19 protein-coding genes and 1 pseudogene are annotated in these 23,834 nt (G+C 37.6%); 2 read left to right on the forward strand and 18 right to left on the reverse strand.

Annotation, left to right across the window (positions count from 1 at the left end; all coding sequences use genetic code 11):
• Positions 1 to 14: 14 nt before the first annotated feature.
• From atpB to ADH31_RS05760, 7 genes are all read right to left on the reverse strand, one after another.
• The gene (gene atpB, locus ADH31_RS05730; protein ID WP_000392935.1) at positions 15 to 731 is read right to left on the reverse strand and encodes a F0F1 ATP synthase subunit A; all 717 of its coding nucleotides are present in this window, start codon (positions 729 to 731) and stop codon (positions 15 to 17) included.
• A 32-nt stretch (positions 732 to 763) separates the two neighbouring features.
• Entirely contained in the window at positions 764 to 964 is a 201-nt protein-coding gene (locus ADH31_RS05735) for a F0F1 ATP synthase subunit C (RefSeq protein ID WP_001054551.1), read from the reverse strand.
• Between the two features lie 229 nt (positions 965 to 1,193).
• Positions 1,194 to 1,505 (reverse strand): CHY zinc finger protein, encoded by a 312-nt coding sequence (locus tag ADH31_RS05740; RefSeq protein ID WP_006148664.1) that lies wholly within the window; start codon positions 1,503 to 1,505, stop codon positions 1,194 to 1,196.
• A gap of 13 nt (positions 1,506 to 1,518) precedes the next feature.
• Complete coding sequence (locus tag ADH31_RS05745; RefSeq protein ID WP_000169115.1) at positions 1,519 to 2,805, reverse strand: peptidase U32 family protein; 1,287 nt, start codon at positions 2,803 to 2,805, stop codon at positions 1,519 to 1,521.
• 125 nt (positions 2,806 to 2,930) lie between these two features.
• Positions 2,931 to 5,150, reverse strand: coding sequence for a ComEC/Rec2 family competence protein (locus tag ADH31_RS05750; protein ID WP_049509484.1), 2,220 nt, complete (start codon positions 5,148 to 5,150; stop codon positions 2,931 to 2,933).
• The gene (locus tag ADH31_RS05755; RefSeq protein ID WP_049509486.1) at positions 5,134 to 5,775 is read right to left on the reverse strand and encodes a helix-hairpin-helix domain-containing protein; all 642 of its coding nucleotides are present in this window, start codon (positions 5,773 to 5,775) and stop codon (positions 5,134 to 5,136) included. Before ADH31_RS05755 ends, ADH31_RS05750 begins: the two co-directional genes overlap by 17 nt.
• 65 nt (positions 5,776 to 5,840) lie before the next feature.
• Positions 5,841 to 6,410, reverse strand: a complete 570-nt coding sequence (locus tag ADH31_RS05760; RefSeq protein ID WP_049509488.1) for a GNAT family N-acetyltransferase — start codon at positions 6,408 to 6,410, stop codon at positions 5,841 to 5,843.
• Positions 6,411 to 6,578: 168 nt separating this feature from the next.
• Here ADH31_RS05760 and ald point away from each other — a divergent pair, with 168 nt between their 5' ends.
• Positions 6,579 to 7,691: an alanine dehydrogenase gene (gene ald / locus ADH31_RS05765; RefSeq protein ID WP_049509490.1), complete on the forward strand. Its 1,113-nt coding sequence runs from the start codon at positions 6,579 to 6,581 to the stop codon at positions 7,689 to 7,691.
• A gap of 352 nt (positions 7,692 to 8,043) precedes the next feature.
• On the opposite strand, the gene ADH31_RS05770 is transcribed toward ald, so the two are convergent.
• Complete coding sequence (locus ADH31_RS05770) at positions 8,044 to 14,547, reverse strand: S8 family serine peptidase (RefSeq protein ID WP_049509492.1); 6,504 nt, start codon at positions 14,545 to 14,547, stop codon at positions 8,044 to 8,046.
• A 272-nt stretch (positions 14,548 to 14,819) separates the two neighbouring features.
• On the opposite strand from ADH31_RS05770, the pseudogene ADH31_RS05775 reads away from it, so the two are divergent.
• Positions 14,820 to 15,806, forward strand: a pseudogene (locus ADH31_RS05775) (transposase).
• Here the strand turns inward: ADH31_RS05775 and ADH31_RS05780 are convergent.
• From ADH31_RS05780 to tmk, 10 genes are all read right to left on the reverse strand, one after another.
• A complete protein-coding gene (locus ADH31_RS05780) occupies positions 15,772 to 16,758 on the reverse strand; it encodes a PhoH family protein (protein ID WP_049509524.1) in 987 nt (328 codons plus the stop codon). The pseudogene ADH31_RS05775 and the gene ADH31_RS05780 sit on opposite strands and share 35 nt — an antisense overlap.
• 210 nt (positions 16,759 to 16,968) lie before the next feature.
• Positions 16,969 to 17,184: a YozE family protein gene (locus ADH31_RS05785; protein ID WP_016465707.1), complete on the reverse strand. Its 216-nt coding sequence runs from the start codon at positions 17,182 to 17,184 to the stop codon at positions 16,969 to 16,971.
• Positions 17,185 to 17,191: 7 nt separating this feature from the next.
• On the reverse strand, positions 17,192 to 18,046 hold the full coding sequence (gene cvfB, locus ADH31_RS05790; RefSeq protein WP_049509499.1) for an RNA-binding virulence regulatory protein CvfB: 855 nt from the start codon (positions 18,044 to 18,046) through the stop codon (positions 17,192 to 17,194).
• A 60-nt stretch (positions 18,047 to 18,106) separates the two neighbouring features.
• Positions 18,107 to 18,664 (reverse strand): ribosome recycling factor, encoded by a 558-nt coding sequence (frr, locus tag ADH31_RS05795; protein WP_049509501.1) that lies wholly within the window; start codon positions 18,662 to 18,664, stop codon positions 18,107 to 18,109.
• A 9-nt stretch (positions 18,665 to 18,673) separates the two neighbouring features.
• Positions 18,674 to 19,408, reverse strand: coding sequence for a UMP kinase (gene pyrH, locus ADH31_RS05800; protein ID WP_000433488.1), 735 nt, complete (start codon positions 19,406 to 19,408; stop codon positions 18,674 to 18,676).
• Positions 19,409 to 19,494: 86 nt separating this feature from the next.
• Positions 19,495 to 20,829 carry a methylenetetrahydrofolate--tRNA-(uracil(54)-C(5))-methyltransferase (FADH(2)-oxidizing) TrmFO gene (gene trmFO / locus ADH31_RS05805; RefSeq protein WP_049509504.1) on the reverse strand — a complete coding sequence of 445 codons (1,335 nt, stop codon included), beginning with the start codon at positions 20,827 to 20,829 and terminating at the stop codon, positions 19,495 to 19,497.
• 187 nt (positions 20,830 to 21,016) lie between these two features.
• Complete coding sequence (rsmI, locus tag ADH31_RS05810) at positions 21,017 to 21,895, reverse strand: 16S rRNA (cytidine(1402)-2'-O)-methyltransferase (protein ID WP_049509506.1); 879 nt, start codon at positions 21,893 to 21,895, stop codon at positions 21,017 to 21,019.
• Between the two features lie 2 nt (positions 21,896 to 21,897).
• A complete protein-coding gene (gene yabA, locus ADH31_RS05815; RefSeq protein ID WP_049509508.1) occupies positions 21,898 to 22,215 on the reverse strand; it encodes a DNA replication initiation control protein YabA in 318 nt (105 codons plus the stop codon).
• 24 nt (positions 22,216 to 22,239) lie between these two features.
• Positions 22,240 to 23,136: a DNA polymerase III subunit delta' gene (locus ADH31_RS05820; RefSeq protein ID WP_049509510.1), complete on the reverse strand. Its 897-nt coding sequence runs from the start codon at positions 23,134 to 23,136 to the stop codon at positions 22,240 to 22,242.
• Complete coding sequence (gene tmk, locus ADH31_RS05825) at positions 23,133 to 23,771, reverse strand: dTMP kinase (RefSeq protein ID WP_049509512.1); 639 nt, start codon at positions 23,769 to 23,771, stop codon at positions 23,133 to 23,135. The genes ADH31_RS05820 and tmk overlap by 4 nt, the downstream gene beginning before the upstream one ends.
• Positions 23,772 to 23,834 lie beyond the last annotated feature (63 nt).

Consider the following 23,834-nt stretch of genomic DNA (forward strand, 5'->3'; position numbering starts at 1 on the left):
TAATCCTCCTCTACTTACTCTTCCTCACCATTTACCTTTTTACCAATGTACATAGAAGACAACATGGTAAATACATACGCTTGAATACATGAAATGAAAATTGAAAAGGCTGTCCATAACATGTTTGCAATAAAGGCAAAAGGATACCAATAAAAGGCATATTGTGACAAGGCTAATAACAATCCTGCCAAGACCTCACCGGCGAAAATATTTCCGTAAATCCGAATCGCCAAGGAGGCAAAATTGGTGAACTCTTCTAAAACGTTCATCGGAGTCATAAAGCCAGGAGTAACAAATGCTCTCAAATATTCTTTAACGCCTCTACGACGAATTCCTTCTACATGGGCGATCAAAGTGATCAATAAGGAGAGGGATAAATCGTATCCAAGGTTGGCTGTTGGGGAAGTCCACAAGTTATAACCGTTTGTTGTTTGTACTTTTGCCATTAAGCCAATATTGTTGGCAACCAAGATAAACAGAAATAGAGAGAACAAGAACAAGGAATAATCCTTGATATATGAATCTCCAATGTTTGGTTTTGTAAAACCAATCACAAAGTCATAAATCATCTCAAGAGCATTCTGTTTGCCCTTTGGACGGATGGCCATTTTACGACTTGCCCAGTAGACAAAGGCAAAAACCATCAAAACAGTTACAAGAGACATGGCAAGCAGGGTCAAATCAAAGGATATTGGTCCAATATTAACGGTTGGATTCAAACTTTCTTCCATGGTTTGACACCTCCATTTCTAAATAGAGTTGTCTATTTGATAACGAATGACATCGCCAAGGTTACAAAGAAAGTTCCTTCGATAAAGGCAATCCCCATGATCATCAAACTACGCAATTGTGGAATGATATCTGGTTGGCGTGCTGCAGATTTGAACAAACCGTTCATCAAAAATCCTTCTGCAAGAGATACACCCATACAGGCAAGACATAGACCGAAAAATGTTAAATTCATGACGAATTCTCCTTTTTTAAATTAAATTTACTTCCCTAGTTTAGTCCTAAAATTTGCTTTTGTCAACTCTTTACTAGCATTGAAAGCGTTTCAAATCATTTATTTCTAATTTTACGATTTTCAAGACAATCATATAGAAAATTTTAATGTCTTTTCAGGTTATTTTCCTTATCTTTCCTATTTTTCTGAAAAGAAAAATCCAAGTTTTACAACTTGGATTTATCGTTTCTTATTTAAAATAATATAAATGGTGGCTCTGGCAAGCTGGATTGAATGCAGCTTTACAGTGAGGACAGTTTCCTTTCTCTGTATATTCCTCATAAGTTAGGGTCGTCTTACAGGAACCACATAAGATAGGTTTATTCTGTTTAAGTCTTAAAGGATAGGGAGAAAATGTGTGCTCCTCTAGCGTATTGTGACACTGATAACAGGCATAGTATTTCTTACACTCATTACACTGGAGCGCTACGATATCTTTATCACTATGGTAATGAACACATCTGCTTTCATCATCTACTAGTAATCCATGAGCTTGAACCATTGACTTTCCTTATCTAGGCACGAACTGTAACGCTTGTTCCATCTTCTTTGTAAAGATTAATCAAACCTTCTTTCAAAGCACGGACCATATCACCTGCTTGTACTGGTTGTGGAACCTTGATAGTTAAAAGTTCCATTGGATTTGGTGCACGGTCAATCTTGTTACCTTTGGCATCATGAAGGTCTTCGATATAAGTTTCAAAATGGCGGAAACCTGGGCCATAAAACTCAACTTGGTCTCCTTCGTTGATAACGTTACGTTGGCGAATAGTTGCTGTTTGCGTTGCATCATCATAAGCTACTACTTCAGCAACAAACTTGTATTCTGGAATCTTACGACGAGCACCGAATAGTTGTTCGTTTTCAGATGGTGTTCCGTAATAGAAACCTGTAGCCAATTCACGTTGGGCAACCTTCCACATTTCATCAATCAAGTCTTGCTTGATAGCTTCAAACTTTTCAGGACTTTCAAGGTAGGCATCAACAGCAGCCTTGTAGCAGTTTGTCACTGTTGAAACATAGTGGATGGACTTCATACGTCCTTCAATTTTAAGACTGTCCACACCATTTTCAATCATATCTGGGATATGGTCAATCATAGACATATCAACCGCAGACATGGAGAACTCTTCAGGAATTTCTCCCTTAAGACTCTTACGCTCTTTACCAAATGGCATATCGTAAAGGTCATATTTCCAACGGCAAGATTGTGAACATCCACCACGGTTGGCATCACGCATACTCATGTGGTTAGAAAGGGTACAACGGCCAGAATATGAGATACACATAGCTCCATGTACAAAAGCTTCAATCTCAACGTCTGTACGTTTGCGAATTTCTGCCAATTCTTCCATAGAAACCTCACGCGCCAAAACGACACGAGTCAATCCAAGTTCTTTCCAGAATTCAAGAGTTTCATAGTTGGTCGCACTAGCTTGTGTTGAAAGGTGGATTTCAAGTCCTGGTGCTTCTGTTGCTGCAATCATGATTAAGGCAGGGTCAGAAACGATAACCGCTGCAATACCGATATCACGCAATTTACGGAACCATTCTCCAGCACCTTCTTCATTTCCCTCGTGCATAACCATATTGGCAGCCACATAAACCTTAGCTCCATACTTAGCCGCGAACTGTACTCCTTCTTCCATTTGTTCGAAAGTGAAGTTTCCTGCACGACTACGTAGACCATAGGCCTGACCACCAATAAAGACTGCATCTGCTCCGTATTGAACAGCTACTTTTAGTTTTTCTAGTGTTCCTGCAGGTGATAGAACCTCAGGACGTTTCAAAGTTTTTGTCATTTTTTCTCCTATTTGCAATATAAAAGTTTGACACCAATCTTAACTATTTTATAGTAAACAGGATTCAAAATCAAGCCTTGAATGATTGTTTAGACAATTTTAATGTTTAGTTTTCTCTGAAAACCTTATTGAACAGTTTCAACATTCCAAGTAGTCCAGCCTTTAAAACGTATAGCACCCTTTTTGTCAGTTTTTAATACCAAATTCTCAAGTTCTTTATCTTCTTGGTTATTCTCCCCATTTTTAACTTTAAATGATTTTTTCTTGTCTATTGAAATGACCGTGATTTTAGGGTGTACAGTTTTGAAGACCTCACCATCTGTCTTTTTCTTCGATGCTTGCTGATGAGTTAGCACTACATCTGCTTGGATTTTTGGATAAGACTTGGTTAATAACTTCTCCTCTATATTTCCAGTAACTAGAAAGGTTTGATTTAGTAACTTTCCATACATTGTAATTGAATCATTTTTATCCTTATTTTGAGTTTCGATTACTTCCAAACTACTCCCAAAAACAAATAAGCTGTCTCCTTTTTTAATTGAACGTAGGTTGACTTTGCTTTCCTTCAACTTATCCATGAATTCTCTCTGTGATAGAGTTTCTTCAGTTACTAGAATCTCTCTAAGCTGGAAGGCTTTACTGATTTCTAACACATGATCTAACTGCTTAGTATCACTAGTCGTCAGAACCAACTGATCAATCTTGGCCACTCCTCGACTTTTCAGATAAGGAATTAAACTACGTTTGGCATTGCTGGTAATAGCTTTCTCCTGCCAGACTTCTTTCTTTTCAACTGCTAGTTTTTCACCAACATCCAGTAGTATGGTCTTTCCTGTCATGTCTCTTAGGAAAATGCTTCGCCCCTGTTCCATATCTAGGACTGTGATTTCATTTTCCAGTGGATGTTTGGTTACTAAAAAGAATGAGATGGCAACTATGACAAGCATAGATATTTTTTTCAAATTCTTTCGATAGTCATAGATGAGAGCTAAAGTAATCAAAAGAAGGATTAAAATCCAAAGACTCGGCTGTCCAAAAACAAGTGGCCTCGTAGATAGCTGAGAAATATAGCGAATGATGTTTTCAAGCCATTCAAAGAGAAAGTTGAACTGGGTGATGGGATATATAAATGACAGACAGAAGATAATCGATAAAAGTGGCAATAGGACCATGTCAAACAAGAATGAAAAGACAAATGTCAAGAGAATGGACAACGGTTGGAATTCAGAAAAGTAAAAAGATAAAATTGGCAGAATTCCCAAGGAAATAATGCAACTCTCTCTAACCAGACCTTTTACCCCTGCTACTTCCTCACCAGTCATTGTCAGGATAAAGGCATAAGCACAGGAAAGAACTCCCCCAGCAGTTAAGAAAAAGTTCGGCATGATTAAAAATAGAATAAGAATTGTCAAAGCAAAATTATCCAGTGACTTAAAGCCATGCTGAGCCAATAGCTTTTGTAGAAGACTACGAATAACTGAAGCTGAAAATCCTGTCAAGCCTGCATAAAACAAAGAAAAGGGATAAGCTAGCCATTTGAACTTCTCTTGTGTCAAGCCCAATCGCAAGAGTAACTTTTTAAAAGAATCCATGAAGAATCCAACCTGCATCCCAGACAAAGCAAAAAGATGAATAATCCCTAGACTCGAGTAGAGTTCATTCATTTCCTCAAAGTCTGTATCTAAATGTCCCAATAAAAGACCTGTCATATAATTGCGCATGGGATTGGGAAAATTCCGTTTAATCCAAACAACTGCTTTTCTCCGCAAACTTGATAGATTTTCTTCAATATCCCAACTACTCGTTTTCCTTAATTCAACAATTTCTGATATAGTCAAGGTCTGATAAATTCCCTGCGTTTTGAGATAGTTTCGATAATCAAAACCCGCAAAATTACTGGCTCCTTGAGGACTAGCTAACTTGCCTTTCACAACCATTTCATACAGATCAGACAACTGCTGAAATTTTTCCTTTTCAACTTCTGATTGAAGTTTATAATAGACCTGAAAGAGTCTACCATCAGCCTTGCCACGAAAAGATAAGCTATCACCATTCACCTTGATGGTGTCAGGTAATATTTTCACTGTATCAACCGTGTCTACAAGATTCAGACTGGCTTCGTCTTGCTGCCATTTTTGAAAAATAAACCAACTCCCAAAAAGTCCACAAATCAAGAGAACCTTGGTCACAGTTTTCCATGGAAATTGGAAAAAGAGGCAGACTAGTAAAAAGGCAAAGCCCAAAAGTGCTAATACACTTGCTGAAAAAATTGCATAGTAGAGCCATAGCAAAAGAAAACTAAGATATATTTTGGGGATGGGAAAACGATTAATCCACTGTGACATACTCTTTTAACTTTTCTATCGTTTTTGCACCAATACCAGAAACCTTTTTGAGATCATCAACTGACTTGAACTTACCATTAGACTCACGATGATCAATAATATCTTGCGCACGTTTCGCACCTAAGCCTTTGACTTGTTTCAGTTCCTCTAAACTGGCTTTATTGAGATTGACTTTCTTATTTTCTTTGGTGCTGGAAGCTTTTGACTGCGCCTCTTGACTAGTAGCTTCTTCCTTAGTCGAAACATAGACAAGTGCTTCATCGCTAATTCTCTGGGCAAGATTGATAGACTTACTATCGGCATTATCTGTCAGTCCACCAGCTTTTTGAACAGCATCATTGATACGACTTCCAACTGGTAAATCATAGATTCCAGGTGATTTGACGGCACCTTTGACATCTACAGTAATCAAATCTTGCTCCACCACTTCTTCCTTCTGATTTTTATCTTCCTTTTCATCCGTCGAATCCTTAGAAATAACTGCAACTTCCGTTTGCAAATTACTTTCCTTGGCAGGTGTTTGAGCGAATGGCTTTAGGAGGAAAAATCCACCCAAGACTAAACCCAAAATAGCACAGATAACAATGATTTTATATTCTTTGATTTTCTCAATAAGTTCTTCCATATTTTCTCCTCTCTTAGCTTATTCGTAAGAGAAAGAAAAAACAGCTGAAAAATCTTTTCAACTGCTTACTTATTTGCAAAATAATCTTCCTTGGTTAAAATGTAATGTACACGTGTTACAATTCGTCCTGGTTCTTTATAGTCCATTCTAGCATATGGTTCTTCGTAGGAGAAGTGCATACCTGATTTCTCCATGACTTTTCCTGATGCAGGATTATCCTTATCATGAAAAGCCGTCAACTTATTCATTCCTATCTTTTCAAAAGCTAGTTCAATCACGGCTCGATTGGCTTCAGTTGTCAAACCTTGATTCCAATATTTTTGATTGATAATGTAACCAATGGCTGCCTTCTTAAGAACAGTATCCATCTTGTGCAGGTCAATAGTTCCGATAAACTCTCCAGTACTTTTTAGTTCAATTCCCCATCGGCCCAATGGATTGGCTAGATAAAACTGGGCAATATTGTTCTTAGTTTCCTCTAGACTTTGATTGGTTGGAAAAGTAAATCGCGTATTTTCCTTGTCTGAAGCATATTCAAACATGGCTTCTGCATCATCAAGTGTCACAGGTCTAAGAACTAAGCGTTCTGTTTCGATAATTTGATGCTTGGCTAGTTTGATAAATAGTGATTCCATGATTGCACCTCTCAAAATAGATTGCTAAAAGAATAACATAAAAGAAATAGGTTTACAAGTTTTTCTTGCAATTTAAAACGGTTTCATATACAATAAAGTCATCACAAAAACTCTGAAGAATGATGTGATACATAAATTGAAACAGCTTAATAGAAAGTGAGTTATCCTATGTTAATTGGAATTCCAAAGGAAATTAAAAATAATGAAAATCGTGTTGCTCTGACACCTGCTGGTGTACAAAGTCTCGTTGGTCGTGGCCACCGTGTCCTCATCGAAACAAATGCTGGACTTGGATCTGGTTTTACTGATGCTGACTATGAAAAACAAGGAGCAGAAATTGTCGCAACTGCTGCTGAAGCCTGGTCTGCAGAATTGGTTGTTAAAGTCAAGGAACCGCTTGCTAGTGAGTACCAGTTCTTGCGTGAAGACTTACTTCTCTTCACCTACTTGCACATGGCTGCCGCTCCAGAATTGGCTGATGCTATGCTTGCAGCTAAAACAACGGGTGTTGCTTATGAGACAGTCCGTGATACTCAAGGACAACTTCCTCTCCTCGTCCCAATGAGTGAGGTTGCTGGTCGTATGGCAGTCCAAATCGGAGCCCACTTCTTGACGAAACAAGCTGGCGGTTCAGGAGTTCTACTCGGTGGGGTTCCTGGTGTTCCTAAAGGAAAAGTAACCATTATCGGTGGTGGTGTCGTTGGTACACACGCAGCTCGCATCGCTCTTGGTTTGGGAGCTCAAGTAACCATTCTTGATATCAGTGCTAAACGTCTCTCTGTCCTTGAAGACGTCTTTGGTCACCAAATCCAAACCCTCATGTCTAATCCATTTAATATCGAAGCAAGTGTACGTGAAGCAGACGTTGTGATCGGTGCAGTATTGATTCCTGGTGCCAAAGCACCAAAATTGGTAACAGATGACATGGTTCAACAAATGCGTCCTGGTTCTGTCATCGTTGACGTTGCTGTAGACCAAGGTGGCGTTATCGCTACAGCTGACCGTGTAACAACTCACGATGAACCTGTCTATGAAAAACACGGTGTTCTTCACTATGCCGTTGCTAACATTCCTGGAGCAGTTGCTCGCACATCTACGATTGCCCTTACAAATGTGACTCTTCCATATATCGAAGCCTTGGCAGGAAAAGGATTTAAGAAAGCTATCCTTGAAGACGCAGGCTTGCTTGAAGGTGTGACAACCTATCAAGGATACCTCACCAGCCAGCCAGTTGCAGAAGGCTTGAATCGTGACTTCACTTCAATCAGTGAACTTGTCTAAAATGATTTATAAATTTAAACTACAAAAATAAGAAGCTACATAAAAACTAGCTTCTAAATCTCAAAAACGAGCATTTCCGTTCTTGGAGATGCTCGTTTTCTCATGTCATGGTTTATAATTTAAATTTTGATAGACTCTAGTTTCTAATCAATGTGATCACTATTTGTCAATATTAACCCTTTCAATCAATTCATTAGTTATCTAAACTAAGTCCATTAATAAATCCAAAAAGAGTATCACTATCAAAGCAAACTAAATAATTGAGTTATAAATGGCTATTTACACAAAACTGTTTCATCATCACACTATCTAATCTCAATACATAAACCATTTTTTATCCATGCCTTTTGTCTTAATCTTGATCTTTTTTTTTCAATCCAAGAAATGCGCCTACGGTAAACATTATTCCAGCAACAAATAATGTAAAGACTCTGCTAACTGTTCCGGTTTTTGGTAACTTATTAGGATTGCTAATAGTTGATTTACTATCGATATTAGTCTGTTTATTAGTTATGCTGTTTTGTTCATTAAGATAAACTTCAGTCTTATTTTCAAAGTTTTTATCATTTCTATCAGGAACTGTAGTTGTGACATCCTTAGTTGAATCAGATTTTTGTGATTGATTTTCTCTTTGCAAATCCTCCTTTCTGTGATTTCCATCTAATTGACTATGATTTACCTGTGGGTTATCTTTCTTTTTCGATACATCAAAAGTAGGTTTATTTTCCTCCTCCTTTTTCTCCTCTATTTTCTTGAATACAGGTTTTATAAGGGTATCTTTTGATAGATTAATAACATAGCCAGCGTCTTTTTTCCCTTCGACACCAGAAATTTCCCAGCCATCAAATTGATATCCTTTTTCTAATTCACCCTTATAGGCAGGTAAAATGAAATCTTCTTCCGACACTATCTTAGAACTCATTTCTTTTCCATTTTGAATGGTCACAGTTACCTTCTGAGGTTTTAGTTCGCTCACCTCTCCCGTATCTTTGTTTAAAATGAATTCTTTTACGGTCGTATTTCTTGCAAAATCTTTTACAACAATCTTAATGTTTAGTGTCTTATCTGTTAGTTGTTTAATATCATCAAATGATTTGTATTCTTTTCCATTTACATAAATATGTTGTTCTTGAATCTCACCATCGAATCCATTATTTCTCTTATCATTGATATTAAAGACTACAGATTTTCCGTCAGCATATTCGATACTTGTATTTCCCTTAGGATCAATGCTTACTTCTGGTTTAACATTATCATATAAAAATTGATAGTGTACTCCAACCGCTTTCGCATTTAAATCACTATAGCCAGTTTGAAGGTAAACATTTCCATCCATGTCTGTTACCTTATCTGGAAATCCGTTTGCTTTATAGTCTTTCATCCCCCAGTCCATGATGTCACCATCTTTAACATTAAGCTTAATGTTAAAATCTCTAGTGTTATCAATGTGTAAATCTCCATAGATTAAATAATTATCTACAACTGATTCATTAACTCTCAACTCCCAGTTAAAACCACCCTTATCAGAAATCTTACCTCTTAAATAGAATTCTGGATTTCGTACATAAATTTTATTAGACTTAGATGGATTAAAGTAGTTCTTGTCCATTGAAAGATTTACTGGTTTTGCATCAATAAATAACGTAGAGCCATCTTCTTTTATAGCTTCTACATTGGACTTATCCTCTCCTGTGTACTCTTTACCATCCTTACCAAATAATACAAGTTTAGAAGAATCTGTTACCAGATTTCCATCTTTATCGATTGCTTCCCCTTTATCATTCATTTTAAATGTAAAAACTTGATACCTTACAATGTTAAAGCCGTCCAAAGCCGACATTAATACTGATTGAGTACTTCTTCCATCTTCAACATTTCTACTATCAGCATAAATTATTTTTTCTGATAAGACTCTTATATTAGGATTGGCCTTTTGGATTTTTGCTATATCTTCCTGGCTATAGACTCCATTTCCTTCTAACATATCCGTCTTTCCAGGATTATAGGTAGTCACTTTTAGTGCATAGCCTTTTCTTAGAATGATGTTATCCTTTAATAGATATTGTTGTTTTTCTGAATCAGAATAGATTTTACCAGATTCCATTTCAGTTAAATTGTTTGGTTTATTCTTTGAAAGATCTCCTTCTCCTAATTCTATTACATTCCCATAACTTGATGCATACGGATATTCTGTTTTAGTTTCCTTATTTTTTTTAGGCATTCTAATTTTAGTTTCAGCTTTTATTCGATCATCATCTTTAACAAATAATCTCATATCTCCTGCAAAAGCTAATCCATCCACAATATCATTAATATTAGCGTATAAATCAAATGTCATCGTTTTTGAACGTGAATCATACTTAGTCGTTTTGATTTCTATCGATTTATAGTTATTACCATAATATACCTTGGCATTTTTAGAAACATTACTTATCTTTCCGAGAATTTCAAAGTGTCCATCTTTAGATGGGCTTAAAACACCATAAATTTTTGATTTTATTTCGTCAAGTTTTTCAGTTTCATATTCTAAGGCACTACCATCGTCATAAGCAATGATATTTCCCTTATCATCGTATTTATAATCGTATTCTTCTGTCCTCTTACCAGTTTCACTTGTAAAGTCATCAACTTCTCTAAATTTCTTTTTAATGAGTTTCTTCAAGTCTTTACTTTCAAAATCTCTAATTGTTGAAATGGCTTTATTGATAGTAAAGCTAGATTTTTCTTCGGTAGCCTCTTCATTTTCTTGATGATGTTCTACTTCAGTTGTATCTTTTTTAAGACTATCCTCTTTTCTATTTTCTAAATTTTTAAATTTAGATTCGGCAATCTCGCCAAGCTTTTGGTATTTAGATGAATCTTGATCAGGATCTACTAGATAATAGGAAATCATCCCCTTTTCATCAGCATGATCATCAAATTTAATTCTATGAATCTTTGTGAAATTGCTAGAGCCATCTAATGCAATGACTTCAATGATTTTTCCTCTTAAATCTCCTGCCCCACTAATTTCATAAATGGTATTTCCGTCTTTGTCAAGTTTTCTATTTCTTCCTTGACCCTCACCTGCATAAGTTACTTCAAGATTTTTCTCAACCTCTCCATCTTCATTAACAAGAGCGGCTCCTGCATACCAAACTTCGTTGGCAATCTCGTCAAATTTTTCAGGATGTTCTTTCTGATCTCTAGCAAATAGCGTTTCATTCTTGTATTGCTCTTTTACCTTGTGATAAGTATCCTTTGTAATCAACTTAATTTTTTCAGGGTTTGAAAAATCAATTGAAACAATCTTAGGGGCTGTGTTATCAATTTTTACAGGAATATAGGAAACCTGCCATGGATAATCTTTAGTTAATCTATATTTAAATTTATAGAAATATTGACCTTCTGCAATCGGTTCAAATTGTCCTCTTATATTAGTAGCAGGATCTTTGGTATCCTTGCTTTCTGGTGCATTTTCTTCTCTACCTCTAGGGTTATAAATGAGTCCATCCCATTTCAAGTCACCCCAAACTTTTAGCTTAGAAGATTTGATTCCCTTTGCATCATTTCTCTTAGAGTTTAAAATTCCTTTAATAAAGTGTTCTCTCGAAATGACTTTTAAGTCGATTTGATTTTCTCCCTCTTTATTTGTATTTACTATTGAAATCAATCCTTCTTCTGCACTTCTTAATACAAGTGGAGAAGGTGTTAATCCTCTCTCAAGTTGAGCATCTTGAGGATTTCCATTTGAATCTAAAGGATAAATTTTAGCAATATTAGAACCACTTGATGATGGTGCGTTGATCCCTTCGTTATTGAAAGCAAATAATTCTGGATTTTGATCTAGGGATGTTGTATTTTTATCTTTTCTATTTTGTATAACTCCTGCTGGATTAAATTTATCTATACCATGTTCCCCACCAATTCCCTTATTTAAGGTTCCTGGAATTTTTGGTTTACCATCATCATCATAACCTTCCATTGTTTTTGATTTTGAACCTTCCTCCCAGGCCCATTTATCAAGGATTGGTTCCTTATTCCAATCCCCAGCAAATCCCATTAGAGGCATCGATAAAGAAGGTTGGAAATTTGTTTTCTTCCCATTGGAGTTTAGAGCTTCCATTTCTTCCACTGACTCAAAATGAATAAATGATTCTACAAATTTATTTTTGTTTTTAGCCTCCCCAACATTTATAACCGCATTTAAATCAAAGCTAGAATTTGGGCCTATAGTGAAAGTGTCATGCTCAAATGTAATATTTGCTCCTTTGATTTTTTCTGGGTGGATTTCTGGAACAATTTGCTTACCATCTGGAGATTTTTCATCTTTGTATGTTTCATCCAGTTTTAGTCTATCAGTTAGAGCATCTGTAGTTATCGCTGATGCTGAAACTTTAAAGGTCAAAGGTCTGTTTGATGTATTGTGAAGCTTAATTGTAAAATATTTTTTATCTCCTTTTATTTCTTTAAGAGAAATAGAACCATAAGAGTTTACCAAACCTTTAGAATCTGTGTTTTTGAAAGTCGCTACAACCTCATTTCTCAAAGCATTGGCAACATTAATTAGACCTGCTCCCTGTTGTCTAGGTGATGCAAAGTATTGACTTTTTTCTTTCCAAGAAGTCGCATCCATCATAGGCCGTGCAGTATTTTGTAGGGCTATTTTTGTAAGACTTGTAAGATCTATTTTGTCATCTCCCTTAAGATTTTTCAACACAGGTCTTTCAAGCATTTCCTTTAACTTGGGCCTAATCAAAACAGTAGAAGCTGCAACGATTGGAGTTGCCATACTAGTCCCTGACATATAACCATAAGTTGATTTCCCATTAATGACATTGAGAGTAGATTTAATATTTTTACCTGGTGCTGAAACATCAGGTTTTAAAAGTAAATCTATTCTTGGCCCCCAAGATGTGGATCCTGCTGGTACTATGATATCTTCTTTATACAGTTCTTTGTCTGTGTCAGATGCAAACTTAAAGTCAATCTCTTTTTCGTCACCTACATTCGGTTTATTAGAATTATAGCTTGCCATATCAATTGGATAGTATTGCTCCAATTTATCTTTGAAATCTTCCTTATTATTTCTTTTAACTTCAGTTTTTTTATCAGGATTAATTATGTTCCATAGCTTTACACCATCATCTCCTGAAATTGAAAATACTTGACTAGTAGTTCCTTCATCCGCTTCATATCCCATAGCTGGAAGCTCTGTCCAATTATCTCTATTGTAGTAATTTACAGTATTTACAACCATAATGGCGCGTGCGCCCTTATCCGTAGCTCTTTTAAAAGCATTTTTCAAATCCTTGGTATAAATTCGATCCATTACTGCAATTTTGCCCTTAAGATCCAATCCTATCAAATCTTGGTCTTGACCTTTGCCTATATATACAAATTTCAATTTACTAGGAGCTTTTGAACCATCTTCATTTGTTATGATTTTATTCTTATCGAAAAAGGCTCCTATATTTCTATATTTAAAACTTTCTCCTCCAATCTTAACTTTATCAAACTCAACTGTTTGATTTTTAGCAGAAGCAACGGCTATCGCATCTTCATGTGCTGCAGTTCGTGTTACATTTCCAGTGTCGGTCATTTTCAGATTATTATTTGCCACCAAATCCCATGAAGAACTTGAAGCAGAAGTCGCATAGTTACCAGTAGCTACAACCATTGGAATGCCTGCTTTTCTTAACGCTCTAATAGCTTGCCAATATTTCTCACCTACAAGACCTGTTCCTGTAAAGCCAGATGATACCGAAACAACATCGACGTTGTGTTTGATGGAATCTTCAATAGCATGAAACATTGTTTCATCTCCTGCGAAGCCAGATCCTGCGTCAGAGTACATTTTATAAGAGAATATCTGTGCATTAGGAGCAATTCCATCTATTCCATTAAAGTTCTTGATGTCTTTTTCAGTATCATTTCCCGCAAGAATCCCTGCAATATGCATCCCATGTGGATCAAAATAATCGCTTCCATCATCAGCTTTTTCTACAGTAATTTTACCACCATTATAATAATTGAAAGCATGAGGGATTTTATCACTCAACCAGAAATTTTTATCAGTACCTTTTAAGTCTTCTTTTTTAAATCTCATTGAGCCTTTAGCATCATCATCGATTCTCATGGCCTTATGCCTATAATCCGTTCCCGTATCGATATTTGAAATGACCATGCCTCTACCATCAAAATTTTTACCAAATGGAGCATTGATAGACTTTAGGTAATCAATTGCCTCTTCAACTCCAATTTCCTTTCTAGCATGATTCATCATGGGTTGGACCTTTTGTGATCTTTCAACAGATGAAATACCTTCTATTAGTTTAATTTTGTCCAGATTATCTTGGGTAGTTTCAATCGCACTACCATTAAAAATCCTATCATAAGTATATAAAACTTTTGTATCCTTAAGATTGGATAGTTGCTTGATTGCTTTTTCACCAGATTCTTTATCTTTAAATTCGGCAATATATACAACTTTATCTTCTTTATTGAGATTTTCTGTGTTTTTATTTACAAATGAGTCCGCATGATCTCCTTGGGATTGATTGGAATTTTCTTCTTTGATTTTTGCTTCTTCATTGCTAGTGTTATTGTCTATCACAGGATTTTTACTAACAACTTCTTTTTCCTCAATAATTGTTGTTTGCTTCTCTTCAGTATGCTTTAAAGTTTCTATAGCATTATGAATATCTTCATGTTTCTCTTTATTTTCTGTTTCCTTATCTACTGCTACTTTTTCTTTATCAGAGATAGTTACAGCATCTTCAGAACTAGATGTTTCTGCTAAGACTACCTCGTTAGGGACATATGCTGCTAAAATAACTGCAGCTGTGGTTAATGACAATACTGTACTTTTTTTCATTTTAATTCCTTACATATTTATTTAACTTCCTAAAGATAGAAAACTTTAACTTTGCTAGCCTTTGTTATAAAAAGTTTTATGAAGTATTATCTAGGAAATAGAGTAGTACATTTATATATAATTGTTAGCTCTCTGAAAAATAGTATATCAATTAAAAAAATTTAAGTCAAGAAAAAATTAATACACATTAATTTGTTTTTTAACCTGTGTTAATTTTATGAAATCCAAAGCTTTCGTGGTTAACTGGAATACATTATAAGCACATTCACACCATCAAGAATAGTAGGAATCAAGTTGAACCACTACTAAAACCACTAAAAACTCAGTTAAGTTTGGAAGTGAATCTTGCCTACGATATTCCACTAATTCACGAACGAGAATGATTAGCCTCTATGTGGACAGTATTCCTAGTCAAGTTCTATTGGAAGAGACCTCCTACACTGGCCGCCCTGCCTTTCATCCAGCCATGCTCATGAAGATGACCCTGTTCGCTTATGCTCGTCAAGTGTTCTCTGGACGTAAAATCGTTCAAATGAACGAAGAAGTCATTCCTATGAAATGGTTGAGGCAAGATACCTATGTTAGCTATAAAACGATTAATAACTTCCACTCCAGTAAACATGCCAACAACCTAATCAAAATTGACTAAAAAGTACTAAACGAGCACAGATAACCCAATGAACTGGGAATATCTTGAGGACACGGACCAGTTTATAAAGCCCGATGGCATAGTTTATTCCTTTAAGAACTACTCTAGTCAAACCGATAAGTATGATTTTCAACGTGATTTCAAGATTTATGAGACGGATAAAGTTCAAGATACTCCTGAGTTAGAACAGTTGGCTAAAACAGATAGTGGGAATCAGAAACAAATCCATTATAATCCAACTTGGAATTACTTTAAGGAACTCCTTAAGCAAACATTACATAGTGAAGAAGGCTCTCGAATCTATGCCAAACGGAAAATTGATGTTGAACTCGTTTTGGTAGATTGAAGAGTGTTTTTGGCGTGCGCAGAGTGCATGTCAGAGGTAAACAAGCTGTCGCAACAGAAATAGGATTTCATCTTTATGTTCACGTATCTCACCAAATTGGCCAAGAATCTAGCCTCTAAAACATCCACTATTCAAAAACCACACAGTGTTTCTTTCAGCTTGATTTGATTCAAGACTGGAATCACTGTGTGGTTTTATTGGAAAGCTAGTTTTTGCCCAACCTTTTTCTTTATTCTGTTTCTTCTTCACTTTCTTCAGCTTTGACAGGTAGAGGTTCATAGGCTCTGATAATTTGAGCTACAACTGGGTGGCGAACCACATCCTTGGCTGAGAAATGAACAAAGTCAATTTGATGAATATTCTTGAGTTTTTCTTGAGCATCAATCAAACCTGACTTGACATTACGAGGTAGGTCAATCTGGCTAATATCCCCATTGACAATCATTTTCGAGTTAAATCCAAGACGGGTCAAGAACATCTTCATCTGCATGATGGTCGTATTTTGCGCCTCATCGAGAATGACAAAGGCATCATCCAAGGTACGCCCACGCATATAGGCCAGAGGAGCAATTTCAATAATTTCACGTTCCATAAGACGGGTTGTTTGATCTTTCCCAAGAATCTGGTACAAGGCGTCATAAACTGGTCGTAAATAAGGATCGACCTTTTCCTTGAGATCACCTGGAAGAAATCCTAAGCTCTCTCCTGCTTCCACTGCTGGACGTGTCAATATGATTCGCTTGACTTGTCCACGCTTGAGGGCTGTTACGGCCAAAGTCACTGCTAAGAAGGTCTTACCTGTTCCTGCCGGCCCAATCCCAAAGGTCACATCGTGTTGTTTGACACTATCCACATAAAGCTTTTGACCCAAGGTTTTAACACGGATTGGCTTACCTGTATTATCCTTGATAATCTCTTCTTCATAGAGGGCGACAAACTTATCGATTTCATTATTCTTAACCATGGTAATGGCTGTCACCACATCCGGAGTTCCAACAGTCATTCCGCGATTGACCAAGACCATTAAGGCTTGGATAACTTGGCGGGCTTCCTCACAAGCATTCTCTGCTCCCAAGACTTGAACAATCTCTGTACGAGCATGGATGATGACATCTAATTCATCCTCCATCAATCTAAGGTGGCGCTCATTGGACCCAAAAAGATGAAATAGGTCATCTGGATGACTCAGTTGAATATCTATTGAATGTTCCTTCAAACAAAGAACCTCTCTAATTCTCTTATTTCGTTTTATCATTTTGTTTTCTTTTAAGTATGAAATAACTTTCAAAAATCCTATCACTCTGACAATTCGTAATGGTAAACGATACTTGTCAAAATAAGGAAAATCCTCATAAAAGATAAACTGAATGACTATATTATAGCAAAGAGGCTGAGAAATTACTATCCCCAACCCCATCTAGTAGCCTTAATGTTCTAAATATTCCTGCCAGATACGGTCAAAATCTCCTAAGTTAAAGGAAAAACTAGCATGTTCCTCTAAAAAACGACTGACTTCATCAAAATCATCCGTATGTTTTGGGAAAGCTGATTCCTGAAAGGCCAAGTCCGCTAAAATTGCTTTGGGACTATTGCTTTTAGGGTTGCGCTCGGTCATGAGCCAAGTATAAAATGATTTTCTCATAAGCCTCCTAAATCAACTCTGTGCCGAACTGATCTTGCTTGATTTTGCCAGCCTTCATCAAACCACCGAGTGCTTTTTTAAATTGACCTTTTGAAATACCGAAAGTAGCCTTGATATCATCTGGTGATGACTTATCATTCAAGGTCATGAAGCCACCATTGATTTCCAAATAAGTCAAGATCATCTGCGCATCATTTTCCAACATCTCAAAAGAACGTGGTTTTAAAGAGAGATTAAGCGTTCGGTCAACCTCACGGAAACCAATGACACGCGCATCTAGCACTTGGCCCAAACGTGGTTCTGCATAGCGCTCACTTGGATGGATAAATCCAAGCATGTTGTTCTCTGGTAAATAGACGAAGGTTCCTGATAATTTGAGACGGTAAACAATGGCAGGCCAATTTTGATTCTGCATGTTATTGTAGGCAGGACGTGCCAATCGTTGGAAATCTTCCTGATAAGCTAAGATTCCCCAGATACGGTCCTTCTTATCCACTTCTAGACGAATATAAAGTCGATCACCTTTCTTTGGCCAGAGTTCTTTAAGTTCAGGGAGAATATCTAGTGACACAACGATTTCCTTGTCTGGTAATCCTGTATCAACAAAAACACCCAGGTCCTTACGAACCTCTGTTACTGTTCCCCAACCAAATTGTTCCTGAGTAGCAGTCACTTCTATAGTTGTCAAACGTAGTTTTGGCTTCATGTCTGTGTAAGCAAAACCTTTGACCGTATCACCAACTGTATGCTGACCTTCTTCTTTAGCTAGGGCATATGTTTGACCATCCTTTTGAACAAAGTAAAAACGGTCATTTTCATCGATGATGAGTCCAACGATAAAACTTGCAAGATTTGTATTCATATTTCCTTCTTTCGAATAAAACTCAGCCAGCAATGCCAACTGAGTTTTTCTGTTTATTTCTTAGACTTCCAAGATTTCTTTTTCTTTGTTGGCAGTCATTTCGTCGATGTGTTTAACAGCATCGTCTGTTGCTTTTTGAATATCTTTTTCAAGAGTCTTCAATTCGTCTTCAGTGATTTCTTTTGCTTTTTCTTGTTTCTTAGCCTCGTCCATAGCATCACGACGGATATTACGGATAGCAACTTTAGCATTTTCACCGACTTTTTTCACTTCTTTAGCAAGGTCGCGACGAGTTTCTTCTGTAAGAGCTGGGATTACCAAGCGAATAACAGAACCATCGTTAGCTGGTGTAATACCTAGGTCTGAAGCATTCAAAGCACGTTCGATATCTTTCAAAGATGATTTGTCAAATGGTGTTACCAACAAGACACGCGCTTCTGGGATTGTGATAGAAGCAATTTGGTTAAGTGGTGTTTCAACACCATAGTACTCAACTTGGATGCGGTCAAGCAAGCTAGCATTAGCACGGCCAGCACGAATACTTCCAAACTCACGAGCAAGTGAGTGGTGAGATTGGGTCATTCTCTCTTTTGCTTTTTCTACGATTGCGTTTGCCATAATGATTTCTTATTCCTTTTCTTCGATATTATTTGAAACTGTAGTTCCGATATTTTCACCAAATACAACACGTTTAATATTTCCTGGTTGGTTCATGTTGAAAACTACCAAGTCAATATCATTGTCCATTGAAAGTGTTGAAGCTGTTGAGTCCATGATACGGAGACCTTTATTAATCACGTCACGGTGAGTCAACTCTTCAAATTTAACAGCTGTCTTATCCTTTTTAGGATCAGCATTGTAGACGCCGTCGACACCATTCTTAGCCATCAAGATAGCATCCGCTTCAATCTCAGCTGCACGAAGAGCCGCTGTTGTATCTGTTGAGAAGTATGGTGAACCAATTCCCGCACCAAAGATAACAATGCGTCCTTTTTCAAGATGACGAAGGGCACGACCACGAACGTAAGGTTCTGCTACTTGTTGCATAGCAATGGCTGTTTGAACACGTGTATCCACACCAACTTGTTGCAATGAATCTGCCATAACAAGAGCATTCATAACGGTTCCAAGCATTCCTGTATAGTCTGCTTGTACACGATCCATTCCAGCTTCTGCAGCAGGTTCTCCACGCCAGAGATTTCCTCCACCAATAACGAGGGCAATCTCAATACCTAAGTTATGTACTTCTTGAATTTCTTGAGCCATTGCTTGAACTGTTTTGATATCAATTCCGACACCACGTTCGCCAGCAAGGGCCTCACCTGATAACTTAATCAAAATACGTTTATATTTGGGTTCCACCTGACTTCGCTCCTTTATTTTATTCAAACTATTTTATCACATTTTTTGAGAATTTTATAGTCTCATGAGTTATTCTTTTGAAAATTTTAAACGGATAAAAAGTTTTCCAAATCAGCCAAGGCACGCTCTGCGATTTTTTCATAACGAGCCTTCTTATCACGAATGCGGTCGCCTTCCAATTCCTTGATAATTCCGAAATTGACGTTCATTGGTTGGAAGTGTTTACTGTCCGCATGGGTGATGTAATGGGCTAGACTGCCAATTGCAGTCGTTTCTGGGAAAATAGCAGGACTTTCTCCCTTGAAAAGACGAGCTGCGTTAATACCAGCTACTAGACCTGATGCCGCTGACTCAACATAGCCTTCCACACCCGTCATTTGACCAGCAAAGAAGAGATTTGGTTGTTTCTTAGAACGATAAGTCTGTTCAAGAAGATTTGGTGAATCCATATATGAATTGCGGTGCATGACTCCATAGCGAACAAACTCAGCGTTTTCGAGACCTGGAATCATTTGGAAAACACGCTTCTGCTCTCCCCATTTAAGGTGAGTTTGGAAACCAACGATGTTATAAAGACTACCTGCAGCATTGTCCTGACGAAGCTGAACGACCGCATAAGGAGTTTTAAAGTCTCCATCACGAGGACCTGTGTAATCGTCTGGATACTCCAAACCAACTGGTTTCATAGGACCATAGAGCATGGTTTTGATACCCCGTTTAGCCATGACTTCGATTGGCATACAGCCTTCGAAGTATTTTTCTTTTTCGAAAGAATTCAACGGAGCTTCTTCTGCATTGACCAAGGCTTCATGGAAATCCATAAACTCTTGTTTGGTCATCGGAGCATTGAGATAAGCTGCTTCTCCCTTATCATAACGAGATTTGAGATAAACCTTGCTCATATCAATGGTGTTGACATCCACAATAGGCGCTGCAGCATCGTAGAAATAAAAACCGTCACCGCCATTAAGAGCGTGAATTTTCTCAGCAAGGGTATCACTAGTCAAAGGTCCAGTCGCTACAACTGTAATAGCATCCGTTGGCAATTCTGTAATTTCGTCACGAACGACCTCAATCAAGGGATGGTTGGCAATCTTTTCAGTAACCATTTGAGAGAAACCATCGCGGTCCACCGCAAGGGCACCACCAGCAGGAACACGAGTTGCTTCAGCAGATTCCAAGATAAGAGAACCTAGGCGACGCATTTCTTCCTTGAGGAGGCCGACAGCATTTGTAAGAGCATCTCCACGCAAGGAATTAGAACACACTAATTCTGCAAAATTGTCAGTTTTGTGTTGCGGTGTTGACTTGACACCACGCATTTCATAAAGTTTAACTGGAATACCACGCTCTGCGATTTGGTAGGCTGCTTCAGAACCCGCCAAGCCCGCACCGATAACATTGATATAAGATTGAGACACGACACTAATACCTCTTTGGGAGTGCGAAGTAAAGATTCACATAAAAAAAGCCAACCGAACTTTTCTCGCTTTCGAGTTTTCAGGCTCAGGCTGAAAAAGTCCCCCGGACTTTTTCACTCCCACAAATCTTTCTATTTTTTTCTTCTTCTAGTATAACAAAAAAAGGGAAGAAGGCAAACTTCCCTGTTTAGTCATTGGATTGATTGTCTTCCCATTCGTGATAAGCTGCGTATAGCTGGCTTTTGTTCCATTGGTAAATCTTTGCAACTTCCTTAATGGCTTGATTTTTCTTCATGCCTTGCTGAATGCGGTCCTGTATCTCAGAAAATAAATCCTCTTCATCCTTATCCTCTACTTCTTGACTAGCACCTTCTACAATGAGAAGGCATTCGCCTTTAAGAGGTGTTTGAGAAATACTTTCTAATAATTCAGTAATAGTTCCACGCTGATATTCTTCAAAGATTTTGGTCAATTCTCTGACCAAGACCACCGAGCGATCACCATAGACTTCTAGCATATTCTCCAGTGTATCCGCTACACGGTGAGGAGATTCATAGAAAATCTGAGTTTCTGGATAAGCTTCTTTGACTTCGAAAAATTGCTTTTGTTGGCCTGACTTTCGTGGTAGAAAACCATAAAAGATGTGGGGTTGTGGTGCCAAGCCGCTGGCAATCAAGGCAGAAATTCCTGCACTAGCTCCTGGAACCGTGACAACTGCGATATCTTCTTCAATCGCAGCCTTAACCAAATCATGACCCGGGTCAGAAATACTAGGCATCCCTGCATCAGATACTTGGGCAAGATTTTGACCTTGTTTCAACAAACCAATCAAATCAGGAATTTTTTCCTTGGCATTGTGTTCGTGAAAACTGATTTGCTTGGTTGAGATCTCAAAATGCTTGAGCAAAAGTCCAGTATTACGAGTATCTTCTGCCGCGATCCAGTCGACCTCTTTCAAGGTATGAATGGCGCGAAAAGTCATATCATCTAGATTACCAATTGGCGTTGCGACTAGATAAAGCTTACCATAGGGAGTATGTCCCTTAAAACTCTTTTGAATCTGCATACTTACTCCCTAAACAACAGTTCATCACAGAACATACATTCTGCATCTTGCTCCCGACGTTGACCATAAAAGTCACGGCAAACATGAAAACCGTCATCATAAATGCGACGGACATTTTCCCTTACATGTTTAGTCTTAGCTGGAGCTGTCTCCTCAACCTCTCCCAAACGTTCTCTCAGTTTATCATTTTCTAAACGAAGAGCTGTATTTTCCTCTACCAAACTCTTGAGATTTTTCTTGATAGCTTCGACGTCTGCCAAGGTTACCAACAATTGCTGTGAAAAGTCATCTAAAGCATCAAATAATTCTTTTTTATTCATTACAGCCCTTTCTATAATCTATCTTTACTTTAAATTTTTTTGTAAAACCAGGTATTCCAAAGCGTTTTGAAAGCTAACATTGGCCCGCCACATTTTTCGAGTTTGGACGAGATTTTGCAAGATGTTTCGAGCTGAAACATTGAGAATCTCTTGACCAGCTAGTACCTCTAAAATCCTGAGCACTTGATCTTGCTTTTCTTTATCATCAGCCAAACTCGTTAGTTTCGCAACCTGCAAATAGGATTCTTTTTTATGGGCTAAAAGCCACGAAAAGAAACGTTCACTTTCATCTACTAGTGTCCAAAATCCTGCTTGATGGACAAGCTTATCAGCCTCTCCCTGCGATTGACTAAACTGAGCCAATAGCTTAGCTTTATTTTTTACTAAACCAGCCTCTTCAAGCTGTGACATTAAAGTAGAGACTTGTTTCTTAAATTGGAAAATCTGTGTCCGACTTCGAATCGTTGGTAACATCTGTTCCTCATCATCGGTCAAAAAGAAAATATAAATCTCACTTTGTGGCTCTTCAATAACCTTCAAGAGTGAATTTGCAGCATTCACATGCATTTTTTCCGCTTGCTCGATAATAAAGACCTGACGTTGATTTTCAATACCAGACTGGGAAAATTGACCAACTAATTCTCGAATACGCTCCGTCTTAATGACTTGATTCAGAGGTTTAATTATGGTCACATCAGGAAACTCTTCCTGCTCAATCAATTTACAATTCCGACATTTTTCACAAGGAAAAATACCAGTTTTCTCACTACAAAAGAGACTTTTAGACAAGAAAAGGGCCATCTCTAAACTTCCAAAATTACCTGAAAAGAGATAGGCGTGATTGAGTTGCCCTTGCTCCAAGATATGAACAAAACGTTCAAATTGTAGAGGCTGACAAGCTCTTAATTGCTCTTGTTTCATCTCCTTAATCCCATCCTGTCAAAAAGTAGCTGCTGCGTATTTTCAATCACTTGATCAAGTGGTAGGCTAGCATCGATTTTTTCGATGCGATTTCCTTCTCTTTCAATAAGAGAAAGGTAACCTTGACGGACTTTTCGGTGTAGATCCAGACCTTCCATGTCCAAACGATTGACTTCCCGATTACTGTTGGCAGCAATACGTGCCAGTCCCTCTTCGACCTCAATATCAAAATAAAGAGTCAAATCAGGTTTCAGTCCATCAGTCGCAAATTCATTAAGCCAATCAATGGCATCGATATCTAAACCACGCCCAAAGCCCTGATAAGCAACAGAACTATCGATAAAGCGATCCATGATAACCAGTTTTCCAGCTGCAAGTGCTGGTAAGACCTTTTCCACCAAGTGTTGTCGACGACTAGCAATATAGAGGAGAAGCTCAGTCTTAGGATCCATTTCAGTGTGACTAGGATCTAGGATAACTTCGCGAATTTTTTCTCCAATTAAGACCCCACCTGGTTCACGGGTTGTTAAAACTTCCACTCCCCTATCTTCTAATATAGGGATTAGGGCTTCAAGAACGCTTGTTTTTCCTGCTCCCTCTGGTCCCTCAAGAGAGACTAAAAATCCTTTTGACATGTCTGACTCATTTCTATTTTTCTCTCTTCTATTCTATCAAAAAAATAGGGATTTGTGAAAAGC

The sequence above is a fragment of the Streptococcus pseudopneumoniae genome, from assembly GCF_001072375.1.
Taxonomy (GTDB): Bacteria; Bacillota; Bacilli; order Lactobacillales; family Streptococcaceae; genus Streptococcus; species Streptococcus pseudopneumoniae_L.

Excerpts from the sequence above, each read along its gene's own strand:
- ADH31_RS05785 (WP_016465707.1), bottom strand. The coding sequence starts at position 17,184 with ATGAGAAAATCATTTTATACTTGGCTCATGACCGAGCGCAACCCTAAA.
- ADH31_RS05820 (WP_049509510.1), bottom strand. The coding sequence starts at position 23,136 with ATGAAACAAGAGCAATTAAGAGCTTGTCAGCCTCTACAATTTGAACGT.
- ald (WP_049509490.1), top strand. The coding sequence starts at position 6,579 with ATGTTAATTGGAATTCCAAAGGAAATTAAAAATAATGAAAATCGTGTT.
- ADH31_RS05750 (WP_049509484.1), bottom strand. The coding sequence starts at position 5,150 with ATGTCACAGTGGATTAATCGTTTTCCCATCCCCAAAATATATCTTAGT.
- ADH31_RS05745 (WP_000169115.1), bottom strand. The coding sequence starts at position 2,805 with ATGACAAAAACTTTGAAACGTCCTGAGGTTCTATCACCTGCAGGAACA.
- atpB (WP_000392935.1), bottom strand. The coding sequence starts at position 731 with ATGGAAGAAAGTTTGAATCCAACCGTTAATATTGGACCAATATCCTTT.
- ADH31_RS05760 (WP_049509488.1), bottom strand. The coding sequence starts at position 6,410 with ATGGAATCACTATTTATCAAACTAGCCAAGCATCAAATTATCGAAACA.
- ADH31_RS05770 (WP_049509492.1), bottom strand. The coding sequence starts at position 14,547 with ATGAAAAAAAGTACAGTATTGTCATTAACCACAGCTGCAGTTATTTTA.
- ADH31_RS05735 (WP_001054551.1), bottom strand. The coding sequence starts at position 964 with ATGAATTTAACATTTTTCGGTCTATGTCTTGCCTGTATGGGTGTATCT.
- ADH31_RS05740 (WP_006148664.1), bottom strand. The coding sequence starts at position 1,505 with ATGGTTCAAGCTCATGGATTACTAGTAGATGATGAAAGCAGATGTGTT.
- ADH31_RS05755 (WP_049509486.1), bottom strand. The coding sequence starts at position 5,775 with ATGGAAGAACTTATTGAGAAAATCAAAGAATATAAAATCATTGTTATC.
- yabA (WP_049509508.1), bottom strand. The coding sequence starts at position 22,215 with ATGAATAAAAAAGAATTATTTGATGCTTTAGATGACTTTTCACAGCAA.
- rsmI (WP_049509506.1), bottom strand. The coding sequence starts at position 21,895 with ATGCAGATTCAAAAGAGTTTTAAGGGACATACTCCCTATGGTAAGCTT.
- tmk (WP_049509512.1), bottom strand. The coding sequence starts at position 23,771 with ATGTCAAAAGGATTTTTAGTCTCTCTTGAGGGACCAGAGGGAGCAGGA.
- cvfB (WP_049509499.1), bottom strand. The coding sequence starts at position 18,046 with ATGAATACAAATCTTGCAAGTTTTATCGTTGGACTCATCATCGATGAA.
- frr (WP_049509501.1), bottom strand. The coding sequence starts at position 18,664 with ATGGCAAACGCAATCGTAGAAAAAGCAAAAGAGAGAATGACCCAATCT.